The sequence below is a fragment of the Nocardia sp. NPDC005746 genome, from assembly GCF_040630785.1.
Lineage (GTDB): Bacteria > Actinomycetota > Actinomycetes > Mycobacteriales > Mycobacteriaceae > Nocardia.
Genome location: NZ_JBEXYE010000001.1, coordinates 195,679 through 219,860 on the forward strand (window position 1 = coordinate 195,679; position 24,182 = coordinate 219,860).

Consider the following 24,182-nt stretch of genomic DNA (forward strand, 5'->3'; position numbering starts at 1 on the left):
GTGGAAAGCCGGCTCGAAATCGCGTCGCGCACAGCGCAATATCGGACATCACACAATATCGGGCAAGTCGGGCGTGGGACGGCGCGCGCACCCGCGCCGGGCCGGTAGCGTCGCCCATCATGGACCGGACGGCCCGCCGCGCCACAGCCGGCACCAGGCACGCCGCGGTCGGCTACGCGCTGCTGCTGCCCAGTCTGCTCGGGGTCGGCTGCTTCCTGTTGCTGCCGATCGCGGTGGTGCTATGGCTGAGCCTGCACAGCTGGAATCTGCTGGGGCCCATTCGATTCACCGGCTGGGACAACTGGCGATCCGTCCTCACCGACCGGCAATTCGGACATTCCATCCTGGTGACACTGGTGTTGACGGCGCTGGTGGTGCCGGTGCAGACGGTCTTGGGGTTCGCGGTGGCGGCGCTGCTGGCACGACGCGGGCGGGCCGGAACCGTGCTGCGGGTGGTGTACGCGCTGCCGTGGATGTGCGCACCCGTGGCGGTAGGCGTGGTGTGGCAGTGGATCTTCGCGCCGACCGGCGGGGCGCTGAACGCCGTCCTGGGGCATCGGGTGGAGTGGTTGAGCTCGCCGAGCCTGGCGCTGCCCGCCGTGGCCGCGGTCATCGTATGGATGAATGTCGGATATGTGGCTTTGTTTTTCGTGGCCGGGATCCGGGCCATACCGCCCGAGATCCTCGACGCGGGGGCCTTGGACGGGGCCGTCGGGTGGCGGCGGGTGCGTTGGCTGATCCTGCCGTTATTGCGGCCGACCATGTTCTTCGTGCTGGTCACCGGGGTGCTCAGCGTGTTCCAGACCTTCGATGCGGTGTACGCGCTGACCAAGGGCGGGCCGGGGCACCACACGGATGTCGTTGCCATGCGGATCTATTCGGAGGCGTTCGACGCCGCGCATCCGGGGCGGGCGGCGGTCATGGCGGTGGTGGTGTTCGCGGTGATGTTCGTGATCACGGTGGCGCAGCACCGGTACTTCCGGAATCGGACCAGCTATGAGTACTGACCGGCGGACGGCGGCGCGGGCGGTCGCCGCGTACGGGGTGTTGATTCTCGGGGCGCTGCTGACGGTCGCGCCGCTGGTGTTGAGCGCCATGACGGCGTTCAAGACACCCAAGCAGTTCGCGGCCGAATCCGCCATGGCCACACCGGATCCAGTGACTGTGGATAACTTCCGCACAGTGCTGGATCAGGGGCTGGGCCGGGCTGTCGCGGTCACCGCGCTGATGACGGTGTGCATAACCTGTGGACAACTCGTGACGTCGATCATGGCGGCATATGCGTTCGCACGCACCAGGTTTCCCGGACGGGACGTGCTGTTCTGGGTATACCTCGGGACCATGATGGTGCCCAGCGCGGTCACCCTCGTGCCGCTGTACCTCATGTTCGCGAAACTGGGGTGGCTCAACACCTTCTGGGCGCTGGTGCTGCCGTTCCTGTTCGGGTCGCCGTACGCGATCTTCCTGCTGCGCCAGTACTTCCTGGCCATCCCGGGGGAGATCATCGACGCGGCGCGGGTCGACGGCGCGAACACCCTCGACATCCTGTTCGGCGTGGTGGTGCCGATGAGCAGGCCCATTCTGGCCACCCTCACCGTCATCACGGTGGTCTCGCAGTGGAACAGCTTCATGTGGCCGTTGGTCGCCGCGTCCGGGGCGAAGTGGCAGGTGCTGACGGTGGCGACGGCGAACATGCAGACCCGGTACAACGCGCAGTGGACGCTGATCATGGCCGCCACCACGCTCGCGATCGCGCCGCTGGTGCTGCTGTTCGTGGTCTTCCAGCGGCAGGTGCTGCGGTCCATCGCGGTGACCGGACTCAAATGAGGAGCCTCCACGTGAAGGACTCGACCCGGGCGGTCCTCGGAATCATCGCGGTCGCGGTACTGCTGGTGGCCGCGGCGCTGTGGCTCGGGCGGGATGCGGAGAGCGGCGGGCGGACGGTGGTGCGGCTGCGGATCTGGGATCAGAGTTTCGTCACCGCCTACCGGGCCTCGCTGGATGATTTCCAGCGCGCCAACCCGGATGTCGAGGTGCGAATCACGCTGGTGCCGTGGGCGTCCTACGCGCAGAAGCTACGGCTGGACGTGGCGGGCGGGATCGCCGATGACCTGTTCTGGACCAACCTCTACGAGGACTACGCCGACAGCGGACACCTGATGGATATCGGCGCGACGCTCGGACCGGAGGCCGCGCGCGGTTGGGATCCCCAGGCCGTCACCCAGTTCACCCGGAACGGGACGCTCTGGGCGGTACCGCAATTCGTGGACGGCGGTAGCGCGGTCTACGTCAATCGTGACCTGCTCGGGCAGGCCGGGGTCGATCCGGGTGAACTGGCCGGACTGCGGTGGAATCCGGATCCCGGGCAGGACACCTTCCGGCCGGTCCTGCGGCGGCTGGCCGCGGTCTCCACATGGCCGTACAACGCCGCCAACGACTTTCAATCGATCGCGCTGCCGTATCTGGGCTCGGCGGGCGGGCAGCTCCAGCGGGACGGGCGGTTCGCGTTCGACTCTCCGCAGGGGCGCGACGCCTACGGATACACCGTGGGTCTGGTGGCCGACCGGCTGTCACCATCGGCCGCCGACACCAATACCAGCGGCGACTTCGCCAAGAACGCCTTCTTGCAGGGCCGGATGGCCTTGTTCCAGTCCGGCACCTTCAATCTGGCCACCATCGCACGGAATGCCGGATTCCCATGGGGATTGGCCATGATTCCCGAGGGACCGGCCGGTCGGGTCAGCGCCAACAATGCCATCGGGGTCGCGGGCAATGCCGCCACCGCACATCCGGACGCGGTGCGGCGCGTACTGGCATGGCTGGGCAGCGCGGCCGGCAACCGCTACCTCGGCCTGGACGGGAACACGATTCCGGCGGTGGTGTCGGAGCAGCAGGTGTATCGCGACTACTGGGCGCGGCGCGGTGTGGACGTGTCGCCGTTCTTCGACGTGCTGCGCGGCCGGACGATCAGCGCCGGTGGTGGGCCCGGATTCCCGGTCGCGCTGCAGGCGATCACGCCCATCTTCGACGAGATGTACCTGGGCCGAATCCCGGTGCCCGAAGCCCTGACCCGCGCGCAGCGGGCGGCGGACACCGCCGCCGAACAGCGGTGATCGGCGTTCAGATGCGGCTGTGATCGGTATAGGGCGTGCGCGGACCGAACTTCGGCTTGTGCGCGAAACCGGCCAGTCCGAGCAGCCGCACCGCCCGATACCGGTGCGGGCGTAGCGGTTCCAGGTATTCGACCATGGCGTCGTCGTCGATCGGCTCACCCAGCAGAGTCCAGCCGACCGTGGCGGCCAGATGGAAATCGCCCACCGACAGGGCGTCCGGATCGCCGAAGGCGCGCTGCGCGATCTCGGCGGCCGTCCAGATCCCGATCCCCGGCACGGTACGCAGCCGGTGCGCGGCGTCGGCGTGACCCAGGGTGGCGGCCTGCTCCAGCTTCGGCGCCATCCGGGCCGCCAGCACAATGGTTTTCGAGCGCTGCGGCCCGACATTGGCGCGGTGGTAGACCCACGACGGGATATGCCGCCAGGTCTCGGCGTCCGGCATCACCCGCAGACCGGCGGGGGCCGGTCCGGGCGCGGGAGTCCCGTAGCGCCACACCAGTTTCCGCCAGGAGTCATGGGCGGTCCTGGTGTGCACCTTCTGCTCCAGCACCGCGGGAACCAGCGCCTCCCACACCAGACCCGTGCGCAGCATGCGCAGGCCCGGATTGCGGCGGTGTGCCTCGACGATCTTGGGATGTTCGGGAGTGAAGTCGCTGACGTCCTCGTCCAGGCACAGCATGCGCGGCAGCTGCGCGAGGAATTCCTCGCTGCCCGGGCCCCAGGCGCGGGCGTCGACGGTGTGCCGGTCGCGCTGACGCAACCGGTAGGTGACCTCGCCGGACGGCATCCGCGAGGCGTGCCAGTGCGAGCCGTCGGGCGTTTCGCGGTGGCAGGGGTCGCCGAATCCGCGGCGCAGCGGGGAGATGGTGGCGGCCAGATCCAGCGGCCGGTCCGAGCTCAGCGTCCGGCTGTGCTCCGCGGCGACAGCCACCGGCCCGCGAGCGGGCTGGGCGGACGGCGGGGAAGTCACCGCGTCATTCTAGGGACGCCTCACCGGTCCAACAGGAACTGGGCGAGATGGCGGGAGGAACGCCCGGTCAGCTGCGCGGCCTGGGTCCGGCAGGAGAAGCCGTCCGCGAGCAGGATCGCGTTCGCGGGCGCGGTGCGCAGAGCCGGGAGCAGGCCGCGCTCGGCGACCGCGACCGAGACGTCGTAGTGGCCGCGCTGCATGCCGAAGTTGCCCGCGAGTCCGCAGCAGCCGATGACCTCGATCACCCGCGCGCCGGTGCGGTCCAGGATCCTGCGGTCGGCGGCGAATCCGAACACGGCGTGCTGGTGGCAGTGCGGCTGCACCAGCACCGTGCGGCCGGAGCGGTCCGGGGGCTGCCAGCCGGGCTGGGTCTCCAGGAACTCGGCGAGGGTGTGCACCGCGGCCGCGACGGCGGCGGCGCGCGGGTCGTCCGGGAGCAGGCGAGGGAGGTCGTCGCGGAGGGCGGCGGTGCAGGACGGCTCCATGCCGACGACCACGCCGCCGGATCGGACGTGGGCGTCGAGCGCGTCGACGGTGGCGCGCAGTCGCTGTCGCGCGCCGTCCAGTTGGCCGGTGCTGATCCAGGTCAGGCCGCAGCAGACGCGCCGGTCCGGGATGTGCACGTGATGGCCGAGCGATTCGATCAATTCGACCGTGGCGGTGGCGATCTCGGGATCGAAAGCGTCGGTGAAGGTATCCGTCCACAGCAGCACGCCCGGCCCGTCCTGCGGAGGCGCCGAAGGACGCCAAGTCCGGCGGAAGCTCTTCTTCGCGAGTGCGGGCACCGTGCGGCGGGAATCCATTCCGGCCGCCCGCAATCCGAGTCCGCGCAGCGGACCGGCACCGCTGAGCGCGTTGACCAGACCCGGCAATCGCGACGCCGCTGCCAGCCAGCGCGGCAGCTGACCGAGGGTGTAGTGATCGATCGGCCGGGGCCTGCCCCGATAGCGGCGGTACAGCGTCTCCGACTTGTAGGTGGCCATGTCGATGCCGGCCGGACACTCGGAATGGCAGGCCTTGCAGGACAGACACAGGTCCAAAGACTCCGCGACGGCCTCCGACCGCCAATCCAGCTCGCCCCTGACGACATCCTGGAGAACTCGGGCGCGGCCCCGGGTGCTGTCCTTCTCGTCGGCGGTCGCCAGATAGGACGGACACATGACGCCGCCGGGAGTATCCGCGCGGCACTTGCCGATACCGACACAGCGGTGCACCGCGGCGGCCAGATCACCGTCGGCGGGGAAGGCGAATCCACCCGTGGTGGGCACCGGGCGCAGGCCCGCCAGGCGTAGGTCGGCGTCGAGCGGGCGGGGATGAACGAGGACACCGGGATTCAGGACCGCGTCCGGATCGAACAGCGCCTTGAAGCCCGCGAAGGCGTCGAGCGCGTCCTGGGAGTACATGAGCCGCAACAGATCCGAACGGGCGCGGCCGTCGCCGTGCTCACCCGACAGCGAGCCGCCGAACCCCACCACCTGCCGGGCCGCGTCCTCGAGGAAGGCGCGGAAGCGTTGCGGCGCATCGGCTATCGGCAGATCCAGGCGCACGTGGACGCAACCGTCGCCGAAATGGCCGTACAACAGGCCGTCCACGCCGTGCTCACGGGTGAGCCGCTCGAAGTCGCGCAGGTAATCCCCCAGGCGGGCGGGCGGCACCGCGGCGTCCTCCCAGCCGGGCCAGGCCGGATGACCGTCCGGGGTGCGTCCGGCCAGGCCCGCGCCATCGGCTCGGATGCCCCACAGTGCGCGAGCCACGGCCGCGTCGGTCACCAGCCGGGAGTCGAGGGCGTGGGCGGACGCGCGCAATGCCTCGGCCTTCTCGCGCGCCTGTTCCGTTGTGTCACCGTCGATTTCGATCAGGAGCCAGCCGCGGCCGCGCGGCAGTTCGGGCACCGCGCCCCGGTGCACACGCACCACATCGACCAGGCGGGCATCCATACCTTCCACGGCGATCGGCCCGGCGGCCATGATCGTGGCGATATCGTCGGCGGCCGTGGGCATGTCCGGGTAGCCGAGCACGACCAATACCGTCGCCGCGGGCACCGGGACCAGATCGACGGTCGCGTCGAGCAGAAGTCCACAGGTTCCCTCGGTGCCGACGAAGGCCTTGGCCGCCGACGAACCGCGTTCCGGCAGCAGATGTTCCAGCGCGTATCCGGATGCCTGCCGTTCGAATCTGCCGAGTTCGGTGCGGATCAAGGCCAGGTGTGCCCGGGTGAATTCGGGCAGCCCGGCGAGTACCGACGGATCGGCCCCGAGGGTGCGCTCCACGCCGCGCCCGTCGAGAATCCGCAACTCCCGCACCGTATCCGAGGTCCTGCCCCAGGCCACGGCGTGCGGGCCGCAGGCATTGTTGCCGATCATCCCGCCCAGCGTGCACCGGTTCTGGGTGGAGGGATCCGGGCCGAACCGCAGCCCGTGCGCCCCCGCCCGCCGCTGCAACGCGGCCAGCACCACGCCCGGCTGCACGCGGGCGATCCGCCGGTCGGGGTCGAGATCGAGGATCCCGGTCAGGTGGCGGCTGAAGTCGAGGACCAGACCCGGTCCGATGGCATTGCCCGCGACCGAGGTGCCCGCCCCGCGCGCGGTCACCGACAGTCCCTCGGCCCGGGCGATATCGAGGGCGGCCATGACATCGGCCGCGTCGCGCGGAAACACGACGGCCGCCGGTGGCACCCGATAGTTCGACGCGTCCGAGGCGTACTCGGCCCGCCGGCGCGGTCCGGTGTCGACCTCGCCGGTGATCGACCCGCGTAATGCCCGCTCCCACGCCGCGCTCACGTCCCGACCTCGCTTCACGGGTCCAACCCTAGGCGGGTTTCGCTGCGAGCGAACTCCTGACCAGGCCGGAAGCACTTGCCCTCAACCTTTGTTGAGGTCTTAGTGTCGGTGGTGAGGGGTTTGCTGTACCCCGGACAGGTGAGGAGCGGGGATGAGTATCGAATCGGTGGCGTGGAATCAGCTCTATCGGCAGATGCACGCGCCCACGGAGCAGCGGCCGCTGCGGATGGCGACGGCGAAGCGGATCCTCGCTTTCGCGCGCCCGCATCACCGGCAGCTGGTGTCGTTCCTGATCTTCAGCATCGTCTCCGCGCTACTCGCGGTGGCGACGCCGGTGCTGGCGGGACGCGTCGTCGACGCCATCGTGTCGCACGGCGCGCCGCGGACGGTCATCGTGCTGGCGGTGATCATCGCGGTGGTCGCGGTCCTGGACGCCGGGCTGGGCCTGGTGATCCGGTGGCTGTCGGCGCGCATCGGAGAAGGGCTCATCTTCGATCTGCGCACCGCGGTGTTCGACCACGTCCAGAAGATGCCGATCGCCTTCTTCACGCGTACCCGGACCGGCGCACTGGTGAGCCGGTTGAACAATGACGTCATCGGGGCGCAGCGGGCCTTCAGCACCACCCTGTCCGGGGTCGTCACCAATGTGGTGACCCTCGCGCTGACCCTGGCCGTGATGCTGCGGCTGTCCTGGCAGATCACCCTGCTCGCGCTGGTGCTGCTGCCGGTGTTCGTCCTGCCCGCGCGGCGCATGGGCGACCGGCTGGCCGGGATCCAGCGTGAGGCCGCCGGGCTCGACGCGGCCATGAGCACCCAGATGACCGAACGCTTCTCCGCGCCCGGCGCCACCCTGGTCAAACTGTTCGGGCGGCCGCGGCAGGAGTCGGCGGAGTTCGGGCTGCGGGCCGGGCGGGTGCGCGATATCGGGGTGCGCACCGCCATGCTGCAGACGGTCTTCGTCACCGCGCTCACCCTGGTCTCGGCGCTCGCGCTGGCGCTCGTCTACGGGCTCGGCGGCTACCTCGCGCTGAAGGGACAGATGGAACCCGGCTCGGTCGTCGCGCTCTCGCTGCTGCTGACCCGGCTGTACTCGCCGCTCACCGCGCTGGCCAGCGCCCGGGTGGACGTGATGTCGGCGCTGGTGAGCTTCGAGCGGGTCTTCGAGGTGCTGGATCTGAAGCCGTTGATCCAGGATTCGCCGCTGGCCGGGCCGGTGCCGCCGGGTCCGGTGGCGGTCGAGCTGGACGGCGTCAGCTTCGGCTATCCGTCGGCGGACAAGGTGTCGCTGGCCTCGCTCGAGGATGTGGCGACCCTGGACACCCGGGGCGGTGAGGAGGTGCTGCACGAGGTGTCGCTGCGCGCCGAGCCCGGGCAGATGGTGGCGCTGGTCGGCTCCTCCGGGGCCGGGAAATCCACCATCGCGCAATTGGTTTCGCGGCTCTACGACGTGGACTCCGGCGCGGTGCTGCTGGGCGGCAAGGATGTGCGGGAGCTGACCGGGCAGTCCATCCAGGACACCGTCGGCCTGGTCACCCAGGACGGGCATCTGTTCCACGACAGCATTCGCGCCAACATGCTGCTCGCGCGGCCCGAGGCCACCGAGGACGACCTCTGGGACGCGCTGCGGCGGGCCCGGCTGCGCGACCTCATCGAATCGCTGCCCGACGGTCTGGACACCGTGGTCGGCGAACGCGGTTACCGCCTGTCCGGTGGTGAACGGCAGCGGCTCACCATCGCCCGACTGCTGCTCAAACAGCCGCGCGTGGTGATCCTCGACGAGGCCACCGCTTCGCTGGACTCCACCTCGGAGGCGGCCGTGCAGGAAGCGCTGGCCGAGGCGCTCGACGGCCGCACCGCCCTGGTCATCGCGCACCGGCTGTCGACGATCCGCAATGCCGACCAGATCGTCGTGCTCGAGCACGGCCGGATCGTGGAACGCGGCACCCACACCGAACTGCTCGCCGCGGACGGCCGCTACACCGAGCTCTACCGCACCCAGTTCGCCGATTCCAGCGTGCCCGCGACGGCCTGATCGGACTCGGCGGGGTCGGCCTGATCGGACCGGACACCTTGCCGGATCGGCAAAAGGATTCGAGGCGGGTGGGCGCTCCCCGATAGCGTCGGGGCATGAGCGCTCACTCCCACGAACAGGCAGGCACGCACGGACACCAGCATTCCCACGGTCACGGCCACGGGCATGCGCACGGTCACGGTCACACGCACGACGGAATCGACTGGGCGACCATGATTCCCGACCTGCAGCGCGACGACGCCATGTCGGCCGCCACCAATGCCGAGATCGCGCGCCGACTGGTCGGATCGATTCCCGCCGGGGTCGAGGCGGTCGTGCTCGACATCGGTGCGGGCGCGGGCGGTCAGAGCGTGGCGTTCGCGCGCGAACTACTCGCCCGCGGCGGCGGCCGGTTGCTGATCGTCGACGCCGTGCCCGAACTGCTCGAGGTCGCCCAGCAGGCCGTGAAGGTCGCGCTGGACGGCGACGACCGGGTGCACGTCGAGACGGTGACCGCCGATGCCGCGGCCGCGGACTTCGGCGCGGGACTCCCGGCCGCGGACCTGGTGTGGGCCTCCCGCATGGTGCATCACCTGCCCGATCAGCAGGCGGGCGTGGCACGCTTCGCCGGACTGCTGCGTCCCGGCGGGCGGCTGGCGCTGGCCGAGGGCGGGGTGAGCGTGCGGTGCCTGCCGTGGGAACTCGGCATCGGCGCACCCGGTCTGCAGGATCGGCTGCTGGGCCTGCGCGACGCGGGCTTCGCGCAGATGCGCACCGACATCACCGGCGCGGTGTCCATGCCCTACGGCTGGAATGTGGCGCTGACCCGGGCGGGGCTGGCCGAGGCCACCTCCTTCAGCGTGCTCACCGATCACCCCGCGCCGCCCGCACCGGCCGTGCGCGACAGTGTGGTGGCGTGGCTGACCGGTTTGAGCGAGCGGGTCGGTGAACGCCTCGACGCGGCGGACCGGGCCACCATCGCGGCCCTGCTGGATCGAGACGCCGATACGTATATCGGTGCGCGCGAGGACATTTACATTCTCGGGGCCACCACGGTGTTCGTCGGCCGCCGCTGATCCGGCTCCCGCCATGCCGCGGGACGACATGTCGATCGGGCGCGATCGTGATCTGGCCGTGCCCGAACCGACACCGTGTTGTGGCCGCAGAACCCGCTCCGACCTCCCGAAATGCCCTGCTATGCGGCATAATTCGAGCTCCCATGGCATAACCCACATGATCGTTTCACATGCCGGGGGAGGAGTTTCGGTGACCCGTACCAAGGAGCAGCGGCAGACGGCCGCGACCCGCGTCGACGATATCGAGGGCGTGCTCGGTGCACGCCGATATCGGCCCTCGATGGACGCGCCTCCCCTGGAACTACGGGTGACCAGCGGCACCAAACGCACCGACGAGGACTGGATCGTCCCCAAACAGCTGGTCGCCGAATGCGTCTCGGGCAAGCTGGTGGTCGACTTCACCCAGGCCCGGTGCTCCCGGCGCGAGATCGACATCCGGGTCGCGGCCGGTGCGGGCGCCATCGTGCTGATCGTGCCGCGCGGCTGGCGGGTCGACACGGACGGCGTGCGACCCGGCAACGGCACCGTCGCCAATCGGGTCAAGCTGCCGCGGTTCCCGGGCGCCCCGCTGATCCGGGTCACCGGGGAGGCCGATTCGGGTGCGGTGAAGGCGCGCTACGCCTACCGCACGCCCATCGGGCTGCTGCGCCGCTCCCGCTGACCCCGGGCGCGCTGCCACCCGACGGATTCCGCGGATCCCGGCATTCCGGGAAACCATGCGGTATGACGGAAGGGTGACGCGCTGGCTGCTGCACGTCGACCTCGACCAATTCCAGGCCGCGGTCGAATTCCGGCGGCACCCGGAGCTGCGCGGGCAGCCGGTCATCGTGGGCGGGAACGGCGATCCCACCGAACCTCGCAAAGTGGTGTCCTGCGCGTCCTATCCGGCGCGGGCATTCGGGGTGCGCGCGGGTATGCCGCTGCGCACCGCCGCGCGAGTCTGCCCGGACGGTGTCTTCCTGCCGCAGGATCTGGCCACCTACGCCGAGGCGTCCGAGGAGATCATGGCGCTGCTGCGCACCTTCCCCGGACGGGTGGAGGTGCTCGGCTTCGACGAGGCCTTCCTCGCCGTCGACACCGAGGATCCCGAGGAACTGGCGGGCGAGATCCGGTCCGCCATCTCGGAATTGGATCTGACCTGCGCGGTCGGCATCGGGGACAACAAGACCCGGGCCAAACTGGCCACCGGGTTCGCCAAGGCCGTGGGGAAATCGCCGCCGGCGGCCGACGAGCCGCCGCCCGAGCAGGACGCGGGGACCGGGATATTCCGGCTGACCAGCGCCAACTGGGTCGAGTTGATGGCCCACCGGCCGACCACCGCGCTGTGGGGGATCGGCGCGCGCATCGCGAAACGCATGAGCGGGTTGGGCATCGAGACCGTGGCCGATCTGGCCGCCGCCGACCGAGGCTTACTGGCGGCCGAGTTCGGGCCCAATACCGGGCCCTACCTGTGGGTACTCGGGCACGGGGCGGGCGACACCGATATCGCCGAGCCGCGAGAACCGGTGGGGCACAGCCGCTCGGAGACCTTCCCCCGCGACCTCACCGAACGCGACGAGATCGACGCCGCGGTGGTGCGGCTGGCCACCCAGGTGGCGGAGGAGACCTTCGCGGCCGGGCGGGCCGTCGGGCGGGTGAGCGTGACAGTGCGGACCAAGACCTTCTTCACCCGCAGCAAGCAGCGGAAACTACCCGCGCCGACCACCGACGTCGACGAGATCGCGCAGACCGCGTTGGAGGTACTGGGCGGGTTCGAGCTGGATCGGCCGATCCGGTTGCTCGGGGTTCGTGTCGAGTACGCCATGCTGTGATCAGGTCTACCGACGGAAGGCATCCTCTCGATGAGCGACAACTACGAGAACATCCTGTTCGAGCACGACGGCCCGATCGCCCGCATCACGCTGAACCGGCCGAACGCCGCCAATGGCATCGATCAGGCGCTCGCCGAAGAGCTGGAGCGCGCGGCCACCTACTGCTCGGAGGATCCGGCGGTGAAGGTCGTGGTGCTGACCGGGGCCGGGCGGTTCTTCTCCGCGGGCGGCGACGTGCGGGCCATGGCGGCCAGCGGCGACACCGGCGCGTTCATCGAGAAGCTGGCCGGGACCCTGCACCGCGCGGTGTCGGCGCTGGCCCGGATGGACGCGCTGCTCATCGTGGGCGTGAACGGCACCGCCGCGGGTGCGGGCATGAGCCTCGCGGTGGCCGGTGACCTGGTGGTGGCCGCCGAGTCCGCCGCCTTCACCATGGCGTACACCAAGATCGGCCTGAGCCCGGACGGCGGCGCGTCCTACTATCTGCCGCGTCTGATCGGCCTGCGCAAGACCCAGGAGCTCATGCTCACCAACCGCACCCTGCGCGCGGCCGAGGCCCTGGAGTGGGGTCTGTTGCACCGCGTCGTCGCCGACGACGAGCTGGCCGGGGCGGTCGAGGCGCTGGCCCAGGAGTTCGCGGCCGGTCCCAAGGCATCGAACGCGGCGGTGAAGAAGCTGCTGCTGGTCTCCGGGCAGCACAACCTGGAGGAGCAGCTCAACACCGAGGCGGCGTTCATCACCCGTAACGCGGAGTCCGCGGACGGCCAGGAGGGTATCGCCGCCTTCACCGGGAAGCGCGCCCCGAAGTACGCCTGACGTCCGGATTCGTCTGAGCCCGGCCGTTTTCCCCGATCCGGCCGGAGCTCCGCCCCCTATGCTCGGACCATGGGTTTCCAGGCGATGGTGGCACAGGAATCGGACAGCGGGATCGCCCTCATCCGGGAGGAAGTCGCCGACGACTTCCTCATGCCGGGTGACGTGACGATCAAGGTGCATTTCTCGAGCGCCAACTACAAGGACGGACTGGCCATCACCCCGCGCGGCGGCGTGGTGCGGCAGTACCCGCTCATCCCCGGCATCGACCTCGCCGGTGAGGTGGTCAGCTCCACCGATCCGGAGTTCGCGCCCGGCGACCTGGTGGTCGCCCACGGCTACGACATCGGCGTCGCCCACCACGGCGGCTTCGCCGAATACGCCCGCGTCCCCGCCGGCTGGGTGGTGAAACTGGACGGCCTCACCCCGCGCGAGGCCGCCGCCATCGGCACCGCGGGCTATACCGCCGCCATGAGCGTGCAGGCCCTCCTCGACCGCGGCCTCACCCCCGACTCCGGCCCGGTCCTGGTCACCGGCGCGACGGGCGGCGTCGGCACCGTCGCCGTCGACATCCTCTCCGGCCTGGGCTTCGAAGTAGTGGCCTCCACCGGCAAACTCGGTGCGAGCGAATTGCTTTCGGCCCTCGGCGCGACCTCGGTCATCGGCCGCCTCCCCGCCGAAGGGGAAAAGCTCCGCGCCCTCGGCAAGGCCCAGTGGGCCGCCGCCGTCGACAGCGTGGGCGGCGAATCGCTGGCCCACATCCTCAGCACGGTCAAATATGGTGGCGCGGTGGCTGTTTCCGGCCTGACCGGCGGCTCCGACCTCCCCACCACCGTCATGCCCTTCATCCTGCGCGGCGTCTCCCTCCTCGGCATCGACTCGGCCCACTTCCCGATCGCCCAGCGCCGCGACCTGTGGGCCCGCCTCGCCAAAGACTTTAAACCCCAGCACCTCTCATTGCTGGAGAATTACGCCCCCATCACCGAAGCCGAATCCGTCCTCCGCTCCATCCTCGACGGAACCCACTCCGGCCGAACGATTCTCGGCGTCGCAGGCGAGTTCTAGCCGACGATCGCATGAACGAGGTTGTGGTCGGAGGCTCCGGCCACATCTTCGACGACGAGGTCGCGCACGGGCACTCCCTGCGCGACAACATGATCGATGAACTGGGACTTCGACCCCGAGTCGCGAGGGCGGGTCGGGATGGAATCCGACGGGAACTCGGCCACGGTGTATCCGTCGCCCAATCCGGCCGCCAGCACCGCCCTGTCGATATTGAAGTCACCGAGCAGGACCGCCGGTCCGGTCGCGGTGAGTTCACGCAGCTGAGCCAGTTGATCGACGCGACGCTCGTCGCCGGTCACGTGCGTGGCGACAATCCGCAGTCCGTCGATCTCGATGGCGACCCAGCCATTGCCCGGATCGGAGTCGAAGGGCACCGCGCCGACCTGCCGTGCGGATCCGTTCACCATCAGCACGAGATGCTCGGTCCGATCCGCCAGGACATCGGGCACGCGCCGCGGCTTCGGCACCCGCGGGTAATCGAGAACGTGGAATTCCCTGGCCGGCAACGCAGCCCGAAGGCTTGCCAACTGGTCGCCACTGACCTCCATGAGCGCGATGACGCGCTCGGTCCGGGCCGCGAGGGTGGCAGTCACGGCCGCGATGCGCTTCGATTCCTCCGGCCACTTCTCGGCGATAGTACTGGCCCAGTTGTCGGCATGGATGCGGTGCAGGACATTCCAGGTGGCGACGGTAATCACCATTGCACCCTATGAGATCCGAACGGAGCGTGCGGCTTTCGTTTCATGTGAAACATAGAAGTTCGCTCAGAGGTTGCGGGGTATCGGCCCGCCGAAACGAAAGGAGCCGTGTGTCCGCACAGCAGACACACGACTCCGGCTCGATCACTCACGCGGTCGCGCTCAGCTGCCGCCCGTCGTAGGCCGGTTCGGCGACCGGTTCGATGGCGTAGGCCAGGATCTCGGCCACGTCGGCCACGGGGCGGACATCCAGGGCGGCCAGCACCTCGGCGGGGACCTCGTCCAGGTCCGGCTCGTTGCGGGCCGGGATGAACACGGTCTTCAGGCCGGCGCGCTGGGCGGCGAGCAGCTTCTGCTTCACGCCGCCGATCGGCAGCACCCGGCCGTTCAGCGTGACCTCACCGGTCATGCCGACATCCGCGCGGACCTGGCGACCCAGGGCCAGCGACACCAGGGCGGTGACCATGGTGACGCCCGCGGACGGTCCGTCCTTGGGCACCGCGCCCGCCGGGAAGTGGATGTGGATATTGCGATCCAGCACCTTCGGCTCGATGCCGATCTCTTCCAGGTGGGAGCGGACGTAGGTCAGGGCGATCTGCGCGGACTCCTTCATGACGTCACCCAGCTGGCCGGTCAGGGTCAGCGAGCGATCGCCCTCGGCGGCATTGGCCTCGATGTAGAGGACGTCGCCGCCCGCGCCGGTCACGGCCAAACCCGTTGCGACGCCGGGAACCGCGGTGCGTTCCACCCCGTCGGGGGTGAAGCGCGGACGGCCCAGGTAGTCCTTCAGGTCACCCAGTCCGATCACCAGCTTGCCGGACGCCGTCGCGTCGGCGTCGTAGCCCAGATCCTGGTCGTACCCCAGGCCCTCCGGCACGAATTCGCCCTTGCCGACCAGGCTTTCGGTGTCCGAGATGTCCGCGGACTCCGACAGCTTGGTGGCCGCCTTGCGCAGCGCCTTCGCGATCAGCCGCTCCATCTGGCGCACACCGGCTTCCCGGGTGTAGTTGGCGGCGACCTCACGCAGCGCCTCGTCCGTGATCGAGACCTCCTCGGCGGTCAGAGCGTTGCGCTCCAGCTGCCGCGGGATCAGGAAGTCGCGGGCGATGGCCACCTTGTCGGCCTCGGTGTAGCCGTCGACGCTGATCAGTTCCATGCGGTCCAGCAGCGGGCCGGGGATCGTCTCGAGGACGTTCGCGGTCGCGATGAACAGCACGTCGGACAGGTCCAGATCCAGGTCCAGGTAGTGGTCGCGGAACGTGTGGTTCTGCGCCGGGTCCAGCACCTCCAGCAGGGCCGCCGCGGGATCGCCGCGGAAGTCGCTGCCGACCTTGTCGATCTCGTCCAGCAGGACAACGGGATTCATCGATCCCGCCTCCTTCATGGCGCGGACGATGCGGCCGGGCAGCGCGCCGACGTAGGTGCGCCGGTGACCGCGGATCTCGGCCTCGTCGCGCACGCCGCCCAGGGCGACACGAACGAACTTGCGGCCCAGCGCCCGTGCCACGGACTCACCCAGCGAGGTCTTGCCGACGCCGGGCGGACCGACCAGCACCAGCACCGCGCCGGAACCGCGTCCGCCGACGACCTCCAGGCCGCGGGCGGCCCGGCGAGAACGCACGGCCAGGTACTCGACCATGCGGTCCTTGACCTCGTCGAGGCCGTGGTGGTCGGCGTCCAGCACCGCGCGGGCGGCCGAAACATCGGCGGAGTCGGTGGTTTTCACCGTCCACGGCAGTTCCAGCACGGTGTCCAGCCAGGTGCGGATCCAGCCCGTCTCCGGGCTCTGATCACTGGAGCGTTCCAGCCGTCCGACCTCGCGCAGCGCGGCCTCGCGGATGTCGTCGGGCAAGTCGGCGTTCTCGACGCGGGTGCGGTAGTCCTCCGCGCCGTCCGGCTCGTCCTCGCCCAGCTCCTTGCGAATCGCGTTGAGCTGCTGGCGCAGCAGGAATTCGCGCTGGGTCTTCTCCATCCCCTCGCGGACGTCCTCGCTGATCTTCTCGCTGATCTCGGTCTCGGCGATGTGCTGGGTGGTCCAGTCGATCAGCTTGTTCAGTCGCGCTTGGGTATCCGGAGTGTCGAGGATCTCGCGCTTCTGCTCGTTGCTCAGGTACGAGGCCCATCCGGCCGCGTCGGCCAGCGTGGACGGATCGTTCATCTGATTGACCGCGTCGATCACCTGCCACGCCTCGCGGCGCTGCAGAACCGACACGACCAGCTTCTTGTATTCGGCCGCAAGCTCTTTCGTGCGTCCGTCGGCGGCCGGAATCTCCACCGGCTCGGCCTCGACCCACAGCGCCGCGCCCGGCCCGGTCACGCCGTGCCCGATCTTGGCCCGGCTCTCGGCCTTCAAGACCGCCGCGGGCGCGCCGCCGCGCATCCGGCCGACCTGTTCGATGGTGGCCACCACGCCGTAGGCGGCGTAGCCCTCATCAAGGCGAGGCGCGACCAACACCTGGTTGACCTTGCCCGCGCGGGCGGCATCGATGGCGGCCTGCGACGACTCGTCCAGCTCGATCGGCACGACCATGCCGGGCAGCACGATCGGATCGGTCAGGAACAGGACCGGCAGGTTCTGAGGTGTAGTCACGTCTTCGACCCCTTCCAAGGTTGAGCGTCACCCAGTCAACCTCGGAGGTATACCGATTGTTCCACCCCGCTGTTCGCCGGCGGCGAACGTGGCCGCGACCTAGGGAATGAGGATCGGGACCAGGTAGGTCCTGGCGAAAGCCGTGAGCGCGGGTTCGGAGTCGAGGTCGATGCCGCCGGTTGGTTGCAGGATCAGGGAGTGGACTATTCGGCAGACGACTTCGGTGCGGGAGGAGAGGTCCGCGGGCTCGGGTAGGGCGTTGTCGGTCAGGACTTTTCGGAGGAGTTCGGTGGCGGAGACGATGGCGAGGACGAAGGGGGCGGCGCCGTCGGTGGTGAATTGGGGGAGGAGGCGCTCGGGTTCGAGGGTCATCAGGCGCTCGACCAGGGGGTGGGTGCGCCAGCGGGTGACGACGGTGGAGAAGACGGCGGCGACCGTGTCGGCGAAGGTGTCGTGGCGGGACGGGATGTCCTCGAGGTCGTCGAGGAGACGGCGGACCTCCCGGGCGGTGACGGCCCGGACCAGTTCGTCCCGGGAACCGATGCGGCGGTAGACGGTGACGCGGTCGACCTCGGCTTGGCGGGCCACGTCCTCGATCGTCGTCTTCTTGACTCCGACGCGGCCGAATTGCACCAGGGCGGCGTCGAGGATGCGGTCCTCGATGGAGTCCGTTCCGGGGGTGTCTTTCGAGGTGGCGGCTGTCGGGGGCACGGTTCGAGGCTAACAGTCGGATGCAGCGATGCAACAATTTGCGGTGATTTGTGGCTGCAACATTGCCATGGTGTTTGTTGCTTTGTTACGGTCGCGGCATGGCTGAGGACAGTGCAACGAGGCGCTCCTATCAGGACGAGGCCCACGCGATTCAGGCTCGGGACGTGCATTTCGACTTCTCGTCGGTGCCGATGCACTACATCCCCGGGGAGGTGCTGGCGACGCACGTCGTGAATGTCATGCACCTGGTGCTGCCGGAGGGGGAGCGGGCCATGGCGGCCTGCCTGGCCGAGGCGCTGCCATTGATCGACGACGAGCGGTTGCGGGAAGAGGTCGCGGGGTTCGTCGGACAGGAGTCGATGCACGCGAGCAGCCACGAGGGGGCGCGGAAGCACCTGCAGGAGATCGGACTCGACGTCGAGTCGTATGTCTCGAAGATCGCGTGGCTCACCGATCGGGTGCTCGGCGATCACGGCCTCACCGGGCGCGCGAAGCAGGAATGGCTGAAGGAACGGCTCGGATTGTTCGCGGGGATGGAGCATTTCACCGCGGTCATCGGCGAGTGGCTGCTGGAAACCGATGCGCTGCAACGGGCCGGGATGGATCCGACCATGCTGGATCTGGTCCGGTGGCACGGCGCGGAGGAGGTCGAGCACCGCAGCGTGGTGTTCGACGCGTACATGCACGTCGACGGAGGATACGGGCGTCGGGCCCGGACCGGGCTGCTGGCCAGTGGACTGCTGCTGCCGCTGTTCGTGATGTCGACCGCGTACCTGTACCGCCGCGATCCGAGCCCGGACAAGGGCCGGTTCTGGCTGAAACAGTTCGTGAGCGCGACCCGGCGGCAGGTGATTCCGAACTTCACCACCTTCGTCACCGAGATGCCGCGCTACCTGGACCGGAGATTCCATCCCTCCCAACTGGGTTCGATGGACAACGCGCTGCGCTACCTGGCGCACTCCCCGGCGGCCCGCGCATGACGGCCGCGCCGACCTTCGGGCTGCGGGCGCTGGGCGCGGCGGTGGACGTGTACAAGAAGGTGTTCACCACTCCCGCGCTGTCGCGACCGCACCCGGTGCGCCACAACGGCTTCGACATGGACGCCGTCGTCGAGACGGCCGAGGCGGAAGCCGAGGATGTGGTGAGCCTGACCCTGGTGCGGCCCGGCCGGGAACGGTTGCCCGCGTGGCGGCCCGGATCGCATCTGGACCTGTTCCTGCCGTCCGGCCGGCAGCGGCAGTACTCGCTGTGCGGCGATCCTGTCGACCAGCACTGCTATCGGATCGCGGTGCGCCGGCTGCCCGACGGTGACGGCGGATCAGTGGAGATGCACGCGCTGCGCCCCGGCGATCCCGTGCGAATTCGCGGTCCCCGCAACGCGTTCACATTCGTCGAGCGCGCGCCTTCCTATCTCTTCCTCGCCGCCGGAATCGGCATCACGCCGATCCTGCCGATGGTGCGCGCGGCCGGAAAGCGCGGCCACCTCGTCTATCTGGGGCGATCCCGGGACACCATGCCGTTCCTGGACGAACTGCCCGGCGACACCGACATCCGCCCCGATGACGAGTGCGGCGCGCCCGATATCGCGGCGATCCTGCGGACCGCGGAGCCCGGCGCGGCGGTCTACGTCTGCGGCCCGCCGCCGGTCCTGGAGGCCGCACAGCGCACGCTGTTCGCGGTGAATCCGACGGCCTCCCTGCACACCGAACGCTTCTCCGCGTTACCGGTGATCGACGGCCGGGAATTCGCTCTGACTTTGGCGCGCAGCGGAATCGAGGTGCGGGTCGGCAGCGCCGAAACCGCGCTGGACGCCATCCGCCGAGTGCGACCCGACGTCGCCTATTCCTGCCGCCAAGGCTTCTGCGGCACGTGCCGGACGCGCGTGCTGTCCGGCTCGGTCGACCATCGCGACCGGCTGCTCACCGAGGCCGAACGACCCGGTCACATGCTCACGTGTGTGTCCCGCGCGGTCGACGGCCCGCTCGTGCTCGACCTCTGACCAGTGAAAGGCCGAACGGTCTCATGCTCACTCGCTTCCCGCTCACGCCCACCGACGACGCCTTCCTGACCACCGCCGCGCACCGCTACGTCCACGTGGTCGATCTCCCCGGCACCCCGCAGGCGGTCTGGCAGCTGCTGATCGCCGACGATGCCCTGGCCTCCTGGTCGGCGGCGGTCACCTCGGTCGAATGGCTGTCGCCCCGCCCCTTCCGGGCAGGCACCACCCGGGTGGTCACGCTCGGCGGCGTCGTCAGCCTGCTGGAGCGGTTCTACCGCTGGGAGCCCGGTTCGCGAATGACCTTCACGGTCGACGCCGCGTCGATTCCCGGTCTGAAACACTTCGCCGAAGACATTCGGCTCGAGCCCATCTCGACGGGAACACGGTTGACCTGGACCTTCGCCCTCGAAGGAACCCCGGCGCTGCGACCCCTGCTCACCGCGGCGAGCCCACTCCAGCGGTACGTCACCCAGACGATCGCCCGGGGCATCACCCGCCGGGCGCAGCCGGCTTCCGCGGAGGCCCGACGATGACCGACTCCATCGAACACCGGAACATCGTCATCCTCGGCGCGGGCTTCGGCGGGATCGGGCTCGCGATCAAGTTGCGGGAAGCCGGATTCGAGGATCTGGCGCTGCTGGAACGCGCGGCGGATCTGGGCGGGACCTGGCAGGCCAATACGTATCCCGGGTGCGCGTGCGATGTGCCGTCGCAGTTGTACAGCTACTCGTTCGCGCCGAATCCCGACTGGTCGCGCACGTATGGGCGGCAGCCGGAGATTCTGGAGTACATCCGGGCCGTCGCCACCGAACACGATGTGGTGCGGCACATTCGGCTCGAAACCGAGGTGCTGGACGCGCGCTGGGACGAGGAGCGTTCGCATTGGCTGATCGAGACCTCACGAGGGCCGATCACGGCGGACTACTTCATCGCCGCGGCCGGGATCTTCGCGGAGGCGAAGTATCCGGACCTGCCGGGGCTGGACACCTTCGAGGGCACGGCATTTCACTCCCTGCACTGGGACCACTCCCACGATCTGACCGGGGAGCGGGTCGCGGTGATCGGGACCGGCGCGTCGGCGGTGCAGTTCATTCCCGAGATCCAGCCGAAGGCCGCGCGGCTGACCGTGTTCCAGCGTTCCGCGCCCTGGATCGTGCCGCGCATGGACCGGCGAACGCTCGGGATGGAACGCGCGATGCTGCGCCGGATTCCCTTGACGCAGCGCCTGGTTCGCGGCACCTGGTACGCGCTGATCGAGAGCTTCGGCCTGGTCGGATTCGTGGACAATCGATTCCGGCATCCGTTCGAGACGCTCGGGCGGATCCAGCTGCGACGGCAGATCCGCGATCCGGAGCTGCGCGCGAAGCTGACCCCGGACTACATGATCGGCTGCAAGCGGGCGATCTTCTCCGACGCCTATCTGCCCGCGCTGGAGCGGGACAATGTCGAGGTCGTCACCGACGGTATCGCGGAAGTCCGCCCGCACTCGGTAGTGACACGCGCAGGCGTCGAAATCCCGGTCGACACCATCGTTTTCGGCACCGGCTTCGAACCCCTCGCCGCCGCTTTCGAACACATCACCGGCCGCGACGGCCTCAGCATCGCCGAGCTGTATCGCAAACAGCCACGCACCTACCTCGGGACAGCGGTCGCCGGCTTCCCCAACTTCTTCTGCACCCTCGGCCCGTTCGGCGCGGCGGGCAACCAGTCGGCCGTCTACATGATCGAGTCGCAGATCGCCTACATCGTCGACGCCCTCGCCACCGTGCGCGACCGCGGCGCGCGCCGGGTGGAAGTGCGGGCCACGCAACAGGACGCGTTCGTGGCCGAGATGCACCGGCGCAGCGCGGCGACGGTGTGGCTCACCGGCGGCTGCGAGACGTACTACACGACGCCGGACGGCGGCAATGCCGGACTGTATCCGGGCTGGAGCTTCGAGTACCGCAGGCGCACACAGCAGTTCGATTCCGACGCGTACGAGGTGAGCGCCTGATGGAGTACGACATCGACGGCAAGGTCGTCCTGATCACGGGCGCGGGCCAGGGCATCGGCCGGGCCCTCGCCGCCATCCTGTACCGGCGCGGCGCACGGGTGATCGTCGCCGATATCGACGCGACCGCCGCGCGGCGAACCGCACTCGACCTCGGCGAACGCGCCCACGCCGTCACCGCCGACGTCACCGATCGGGCGCGGATGGCGGCCGTGATCACCGAGGCGGTCGAGCGGTTCGGCGGCCTGGACGTGGTCGTCGCCAACGCGGGCGTGACACCGGTGCCCGCCACCCTGCGCACCATGGACCCGCGCGACTTCGACCGCGTCCTCGGCATCAACCTGACCGGCGTCTTCAATACCGTGCACCCCGCCCTCGACCACATCGTCCGCGCCCGCGGACACGTCGTGGTGGTGTCCTCCTGCGCCGCCTTCGCCCCCGGCATGGGCGGGTCGCCGTACATGATGAGCAAGGCCGCGGTCGAGCAGCTGGGCCGCGCCCTGCGGGTGGAACTCGCCGCGAGCGGGGCCACCGCCGGCGTCGCCTACTTCGGCATCGTCGAGACCGCCATGACCCACGACATGCTCGACGCCGACGACCTCGGCCGCCGCCTGGACGCCCTGCTGCCCTGGCCGCTGAGCGTGCGCATCACCGCCGACCAGGCCGCTCGCACCATCGCCGACGGCATCGCGCGCCGCGCCGCCCGCACCATCGCACCGCGCGGATGGACGCCCTACGCCCTGCTGCGCGGCGCGATCAATGTCGCACTCGACGGCCGACTGGCCGCGAATCCCACTGTCCACCAGCTCATTCACGCGATCGAGGACCGCCGATGACCGACACCCTGCCCGCGGCATTCCAGCACACCGCCGCCCTAGACCCCGACGCGATCGCGCTGCGCACTCCCGGCGACACACGCACTCTGACCTGGCGGGACTACGCCCGTCAGGTGCGGGAGGTCGCCGCCGGGCTAGCCACCATCGGCGTCACGCGTGGGGACACCGTGGCGCTGATGATGAGCAACCGGGTCGAGTTCTATCCCCTCGAAGTCGGTGCGCAGCATCTGGGAGCGACATCGTTCTCGGTGTACAACACACTGCCCGCCGAGCAGCTGGCGTACGTGCTCGGGAACGCGGGAGCGCGAATCGTGATGTGCGAGCCGCAATACGTGGAGCGGTTGCGGAGCTGCGGGGTGCCACTCGATCGGATCATCTGCGTCGACGACGCGCCCGAGGGGACCATGACGGTCGCCGAGCTGATCACGTCCGGTGCAGCCAATTTCGACTTCGAGGCCGCATGGCGGGCCGTTCGACCGGAGGACATCGCCACCCTGATCTACACGTCCGGGACCACCGGCAATCCCAAGGGCGTGGAGACCACGCACGCCAATCTGCTGTTCCAGGTGCGCGGGATCGCCGAGGTACTGGGGTTCGTATTCGGCGACACCATCACGTCGTTCATGCCGACCGCGCACATCGCCGACCGGCTCACCGCGCTGTACGTGCAGGAAGTGCTCGGCACCCAGGTCACCTGCGTCAGCGACGCCAAGGAGATCGCGCCCGCGCTGGTCGATCTGAAGCCGACCGTGTGGGGTGCGGTGCCCCGGGTGTGGGAGAAGCTCAAGGCCGCAATCGAATTCAAGGTCGCCAACGAACCGGACGTGGATCGGCGGGCGGCGATGGAGTGGGCGCTGTCGGTGGCTGCCACCCGCAGCGGCTACCAGCTGGCCGGCGCAGCCGTGCCCGAGGATGTCGCCGCGGATTGGAAGCGCGCCGACGACTTGGTGCTGCGACACCTGCGGGCCGCTCTGGGGTTCGACCGGCTGCGCTGGGCGCTGTCGGGAGCAGCGCCGATTCCGCCGCAGACCCTGGGATTTTTTGCCGGACTGGGTATTCCGATCGCGGAGATCTGGGGCATGTCGGAGCTGTCGTGCATCTGCAGCGTCTCCCATCCGGACGACGCGAAACTCGGCACGGTCGGAAAACTATTGCCCGGCATGGCGGCCCGACACACCGCCGACGGTGAGCTCCAGGTGCGCGGACCACTGGTGATGAAGGGGTATCGAGGGCTGCCCGAGCAGACCACGGAGGCGATCGACGCGGAGGGCTGGCTGTCCACCGGCGACATCATCACCGTCGACGCGGACGGATTCCTCACGGTCGTGGACCGCAAGAAGGAACTGATCATCAACGCGGCAGGTAAGAACATGTCGCCCACCCACATCGAGAACACGGTGAAAGCCGCGACCCCGCTGATCGGGGCCATGGCGGTGATCGGTGACGGTCGGCCGTACAACACGGCGCTGATCGTGCTCGACGAGGAGACCGGGGAGCGATTCGCCGACCCGGCGGTGCTCGAGGCGATCGCGGCCGGGGTGGCCGCCGGGAACGAACGCCTGTCCCGGGTGGAGCAGATCAAGCGGTTCGTGGTGCTGCCGACCTTCTGGGAGGCGGGCGGCGACGAGATCACGCTGACCATGAAGCTCAAGCGCAAGGCCATTGCCGCCAAGTACGCGAAGGAGATCGACGAACTCTACGAAGTCAGGGGTTGACGCG

At 69.3% G+C, this 24,182-nt stretch carries 20 protein-coding genes; 15 read left to right on the top strand and 5 right to left on the bottom strand.

The features are described 5' to 3' along the window. Positions 1-119: 119 nt before the first annotated feature. From ABZ412_RS00900 to ABZ412_RS00910, 3 genes are read left to right on the top strand one after another with little or no spacing between them, the layout of a single operon-like run. Positions 120-1,007 carry a sugar ABC transporter permease gene (locus tag ABZ412_RS00900; RefSeq protein WP_357274751.1) on the top strand — a complete coding sequence of 296 codons (888 nt, stop codon included), beginning with the start codon at positions 120-122 and terminating at the stop codon, positions 1,005-1,007. After that, the gene (locus ABZ412_RS00905; protein ID WP_357274754.1) at positions 997-1,827 is read left to right on the top strand and encodes a carbohydrate ABC transporter permease; all 831 of its coding nucleotides are present in this window, start codon (positions 997-999) and stop codon (positions 1,825-1,827) included. The genes ABZ412_RS00900 and ABZ412_RS00905 overlap by 11 nt, the downstream gene beginning before the upstream one ends. An 11-nt stretch (positions 1,828-1,838) precedes the next feature. Further along, positions 1,839-3,113 (top strand): sugar ABC transporter substrate-binding protein, encoded by a 1,275-nt coding sequence (locus tag ABZ412_RS00910; RefSeq protein WP_357274756.1) that lies wholly within the window; start codon positions 1,839-1,841, stop codon positions 3,111-3,113. Between the two features lie 7 nt (positions 3,114-3,120). Here the strand turns inward: ABZ412_RS00910 and ABZ412_RS00915 are convergent, their stop codons facing one another. Both ABZ412_RS00915 and ABZ412_RS00920 read right to left on the bottom strand, forming a co-directional pair. Further along, on the bottom strand, positions 3,121-4,044 hold the full coding sequence (locus ABZ412_RS00915; RefSeq protein ID WP_357275886.1) for a DNA-3-methyladenine glycosylase 2 family protein: 924 nt from the start codon (positions 4,042-4,044) through the stop codon (positions 3,121-3,123). Between the two features lie 59 nt (positions 4,045-4,103). Next, positions 4,104-6,881 carry an FAD-binding and (Fe-S)-binding domain-containing protein gene (locus tag ABZ412_RS00920; RefSeq protein WP_357274758.1) on the bottom strand — a complete coding sequence of 926 codons (2,778 nt, stop codon included), beginning with the start codon at positions 6,879-6,881 and terminating at the stop codon, positions 4,104-4,106. Between the two features lie 133 nt (positions 6,882-7,014). Between ABZ412_RS00920 and ABZ412_RS00925 the strand changes: the two genes are divergently transcribed. The 6 genes from ABZ412_RS00925 (at position 7,015) to ABZ412_RS00950 (ending at position 13,639) form a co-directional block, all read left to right on the top strand. Beyond that, on the top strand, positions 7,015-8,895 hold the full coding sequence (locus tag ABZ412_RS00925; RefSeq protein ID WP_357274761.1) for an ABC transporter ATP-binding protein: 1,881 nt from the start codon (positions 7,015-7,017) through the stop codon (positions 8,893-8,895). A gap of 95 nt (positions 8,896-8,990) precedes the next feature. Beyond that, on the top strand, positions 8,991-9,950 hold the full coding sequence (locus ABZ412_RS00930) for a class I SAM-dependent methyltransferase (RefSeq protein ID WP_357274763.1): 960 nt from the start codon (positions 8,991-8,993) through the stop codon (positions 9,948-9,950). A gap of 190 nt (positions 9,951-10,140) precedes the next feature. Then, positions 10,141-10,611: a hypothetical protein gene (locus ABZ412_RS00935; RefSeq protein ID WP_357274766.1), complete on the top strand. Its 471-nt coding sequence runs from the start codon at positions 10,141-10,143 to the stop codon at positions 10,609-10,611. 73 nt (positions 10,612-10,684) lie between these two features. Next, complete coding sequence (locus tag ABZ412_RS00940; protein ID WP_357274767.1) at positions 10,685-11,761, top strand: DNA polymerase IV; 1,077 nt, start codon at positions 10,685-10,687, stop codon at positions 11,759-11,761. A gap of 30 nt (positions 11,762-11,791) precedes the next feature. Further along, positions 11,792-12,577 carry an enoyl-CoA hydratase-related protein gene (locus ABZ412_RS00945; protein WP_357274769.1) on the top strand — a complete coding sequence of 262 codons (786 nt, stop codon included), beginning with the start codon at positions 11,792-11,794 and terminating at the stop codon, positions 12,575-12,577. Between the two features lie 69 nt (positions 12,578-12,646). Next, the gene (locus ABZ412_RS00950) at positions 12,647-13,639 is read left to right on the top strand and encodes an oxidoreductase (RefSeq protein ID WP_357274772.1); all 993 of its coding nucleotides are present in this window, start codon (positions 12,647-12,649) and stop codon (positions 13,637-13,639) included. On the opposite strand, the gene ABZ412_RS00955 is transcribed toward ABZ412_RS00950, so the two are convergent. From ABZ412_RS00955 to ABZ412_RS00965, 3 genes are all read right to left on the bottom strand, one after another. After that, entirely contained in the window at positions 13,636-14,340 is a 705-nt protein-coding gene (locus ABZ412_RS00955) for an endonuclease/exonuclease/phosphatase family protein (protein WP_357274774.1), read from the bottom strand. The two genes, ABZ412_RS00950 and ABZ412_RS00955, sit on opposite strands and share 4 nt — an antisense overlap. Positions 14,341-14,485: 145 nt before the next feature. After that, positions 14,486-16,927, bottom strand: coding sequence for an endopeptidase La (gene lon / locus ABZ412_RS00960; protein WP_357274776.1), 2,442 nt, complete (start codon positions 16,925-16,927; stop codon positions 14,486-14,488). 99 nt (positions 16,928-17,026) lie between these two features. Next, positions 17,027-17,638 carry a helix-turn-helix domain-containing protein gene (locus ABZ412_RS00965; protein WP_357274778.1) on the bottom strand — a complete coding sequence of 204 codons (612 nt, stop codon included), beginning with the start codon at positions 17,636-17,638 and terminating at the stop codon, positions 17,027-17,029. Between the two features lie 98 nt (positions 17,639-17,736). Between ABZ412_RS00965 and ABZ412_RS00970 the strand changes: the two genes are divergently transcribed. The 6 genes from ABZ412_RS00970 to fadD11 are packed head-to-tail and all read left to right on the top strand — an operon-like array spanning position 17,737 to position 24,178. Further along, the gene (locus ABZ412_RS00970) at positions 17,737-18,618 is read left to right on the top strand and encodes a metal-dependent hydrolase (RefSeq protein WP_357274781.1); all 882 of its coding nucleotides are present in this window, start codon (positions 17,737-17,739) and stop codon (positions 18,616-18,618) included. Beyond that, on the top strand, positions 18,615-19,637 hold the full coding sequence (locus ABZ412_RS00975) for a PDR/VanB family oxidoreductase (protein ID WP_357274783.1): 1,023 nt from the start codon (positions 18,615-18,617) through the stop codon (positions 19,635-19,637). Before ABZ412_RS00970 ends, ABZ412_RS00975 begins: the two co-directional genes overlap by 4 nt. A gap of 23 nt (positions 19,638-19,660) precedes the next feature. Then, positions 19,661-20,170: an SRPBCC family protein gene (locus tag ABZ412_RS00980; RefSeq protein WP_357274786.1), complete on the top strand. Its 510-nt coding sequence runs from the start codon at positions 19,661-19,663 to the stop codon at positions 20,168-20,170. Further along, positions 20,167-21,630, top strand: coding sequence for an NAD(P)/FAD-dependent oxidoreductase (locus ABZ412_RS00985; protein ID WP_357274788.1), 1,464 nt, complete (start codon positions 20,167-20,169; stop codon positions 21,628-21,630). Before ABZ412_RS00980 ends, ABZ412_RS00985 begins: the two co-directional genes overlap by 4 nt. Continuing rightward, complete coding sequence (locus ABZ412_RS00990) at positions 21,630-22,463, top strand: short-chain dehydrogenase/reductase (RefSeq protein WP_357274790.1); 834 nt, start codon at positions 21,630-21,632, stop codon at positions 22,461-22,463. The genes ABZ412_RS00985 and ABZ412_RS00990 overlap by 1 nt, the downstream gene beginning before the upstream one ends. Further along, the gene (gene fadD11 / locus ABZ412_RS00995; protein ID WP_357274793.1) at positions 22,460-24,178 is read left to right on the top strand and encodes a fatty acid--CoA ligase FadD11; all 1,719 of its coding nucleotides are present in this window, start codon (positions 22,460-22,462) and stop codon (positions 24,176-24,178) included. Before ABZ412_RS00990 ends, fadD11 begins: the two co-directional genes overlap by 4 nt. Positions 24,179-24,182 lie beyond the last annotated feature (4 nt).

Excerpts from the sequence above, each read along its gene's own strand:
- ABZ412_RS00955 (WP_357274774.1), bottom strand. The coding sequence starts at position 14,340 with ATGGTGATTACCGTCGCCACCTGGAATGTCCTGCACCGCATCCATGCC.
- fadD11 (WP_357274793.1), top strand. The coding sequence starts at position 22,460 with ATGACCGACACCCTGCCCGCGGCATTCCAGCACACCGCCGCCCTAGAC.
- ABZ412_RS00945 (WP_357274769.1), top strand. The coding sequence starts at position 11,792 with ATGAGCGACAACTACGAGAACATCCTGTTCGAGCACGACGGCCCGATC.
- ABZ412_RS00985 (WP_357274788.1), top strand. The coding sequence starts at position 20,167 with ATGACCGACTCCATCGAACACCGGAACATCGTCATCCTCGGCGCGGGC.
- ABZ412_RS00975 (WP_357274783.1), top strand. The coding sequence starts at position 18,615 with ATGACGGCCGCGCCGACCTTCGGGCTGCGGGCGCTGGGCGCGGCGGTG.
- ABZ412_RS00905 (WP_357274754.1), top strand. The coding sequence starts at position 997 with ATGAGTACTGACCGGCGGACGGCGGCGCGGGCGGTCGCCGCGTACGGG.
- ABZ412_RS00925 (WP_357274761.1), top strand. The coding sequence starts at position 7,015 with ATGAGTATCGAATCGGTGGCGTGGAATCAGCTCTATCGGCAGATGCAC.
- ABZ412_RS00930 (WP_357274763.1), top strand. The coding sequence starts at position 8,991 with ATGAGCGCTCACTCCCACGAACAGGCAGGCACGCACGGACACCAGCAT.
- ABZ412_RS00980 (WP_357274786.1), top strand. The coding sequence starts at position 19,661 with ATGCTCACTCGCTTCCCGCTCACGCCCACCGACGACGCCTTCCTGACC.
- ABZ412_RS00900 (WP_357274751.1), top strand. The coding sequence starts at position 120 with ATGGACCGGACGGCCCGCCGCGCCACAGCCGGCACCAGGCACGCCGCG.
- ABZ412_RS00990 (WP_357274790.1), top strand. The coding sequence starts at position 21,630 with ATGGAGTACGACATCGACGGCAAGGTCGTCCTGATCACGGGCGCGGGC.
- ABZ412_RS00950 (WP_357274772.1), top strand. The coding sequence starts at position 12,647 with ATGGGTTTCCAGGCGATGGTGGCACAGGAATCGGACAGCGGGATCGCC.
- ABZ412_RS00970 (WP_357274781.1), top strand. The coding sequence starts at position 17,737 with ATGGCTGAGGACAGTGCAACGAGGCGCTCCTATCAGGACGAGGCCCAC.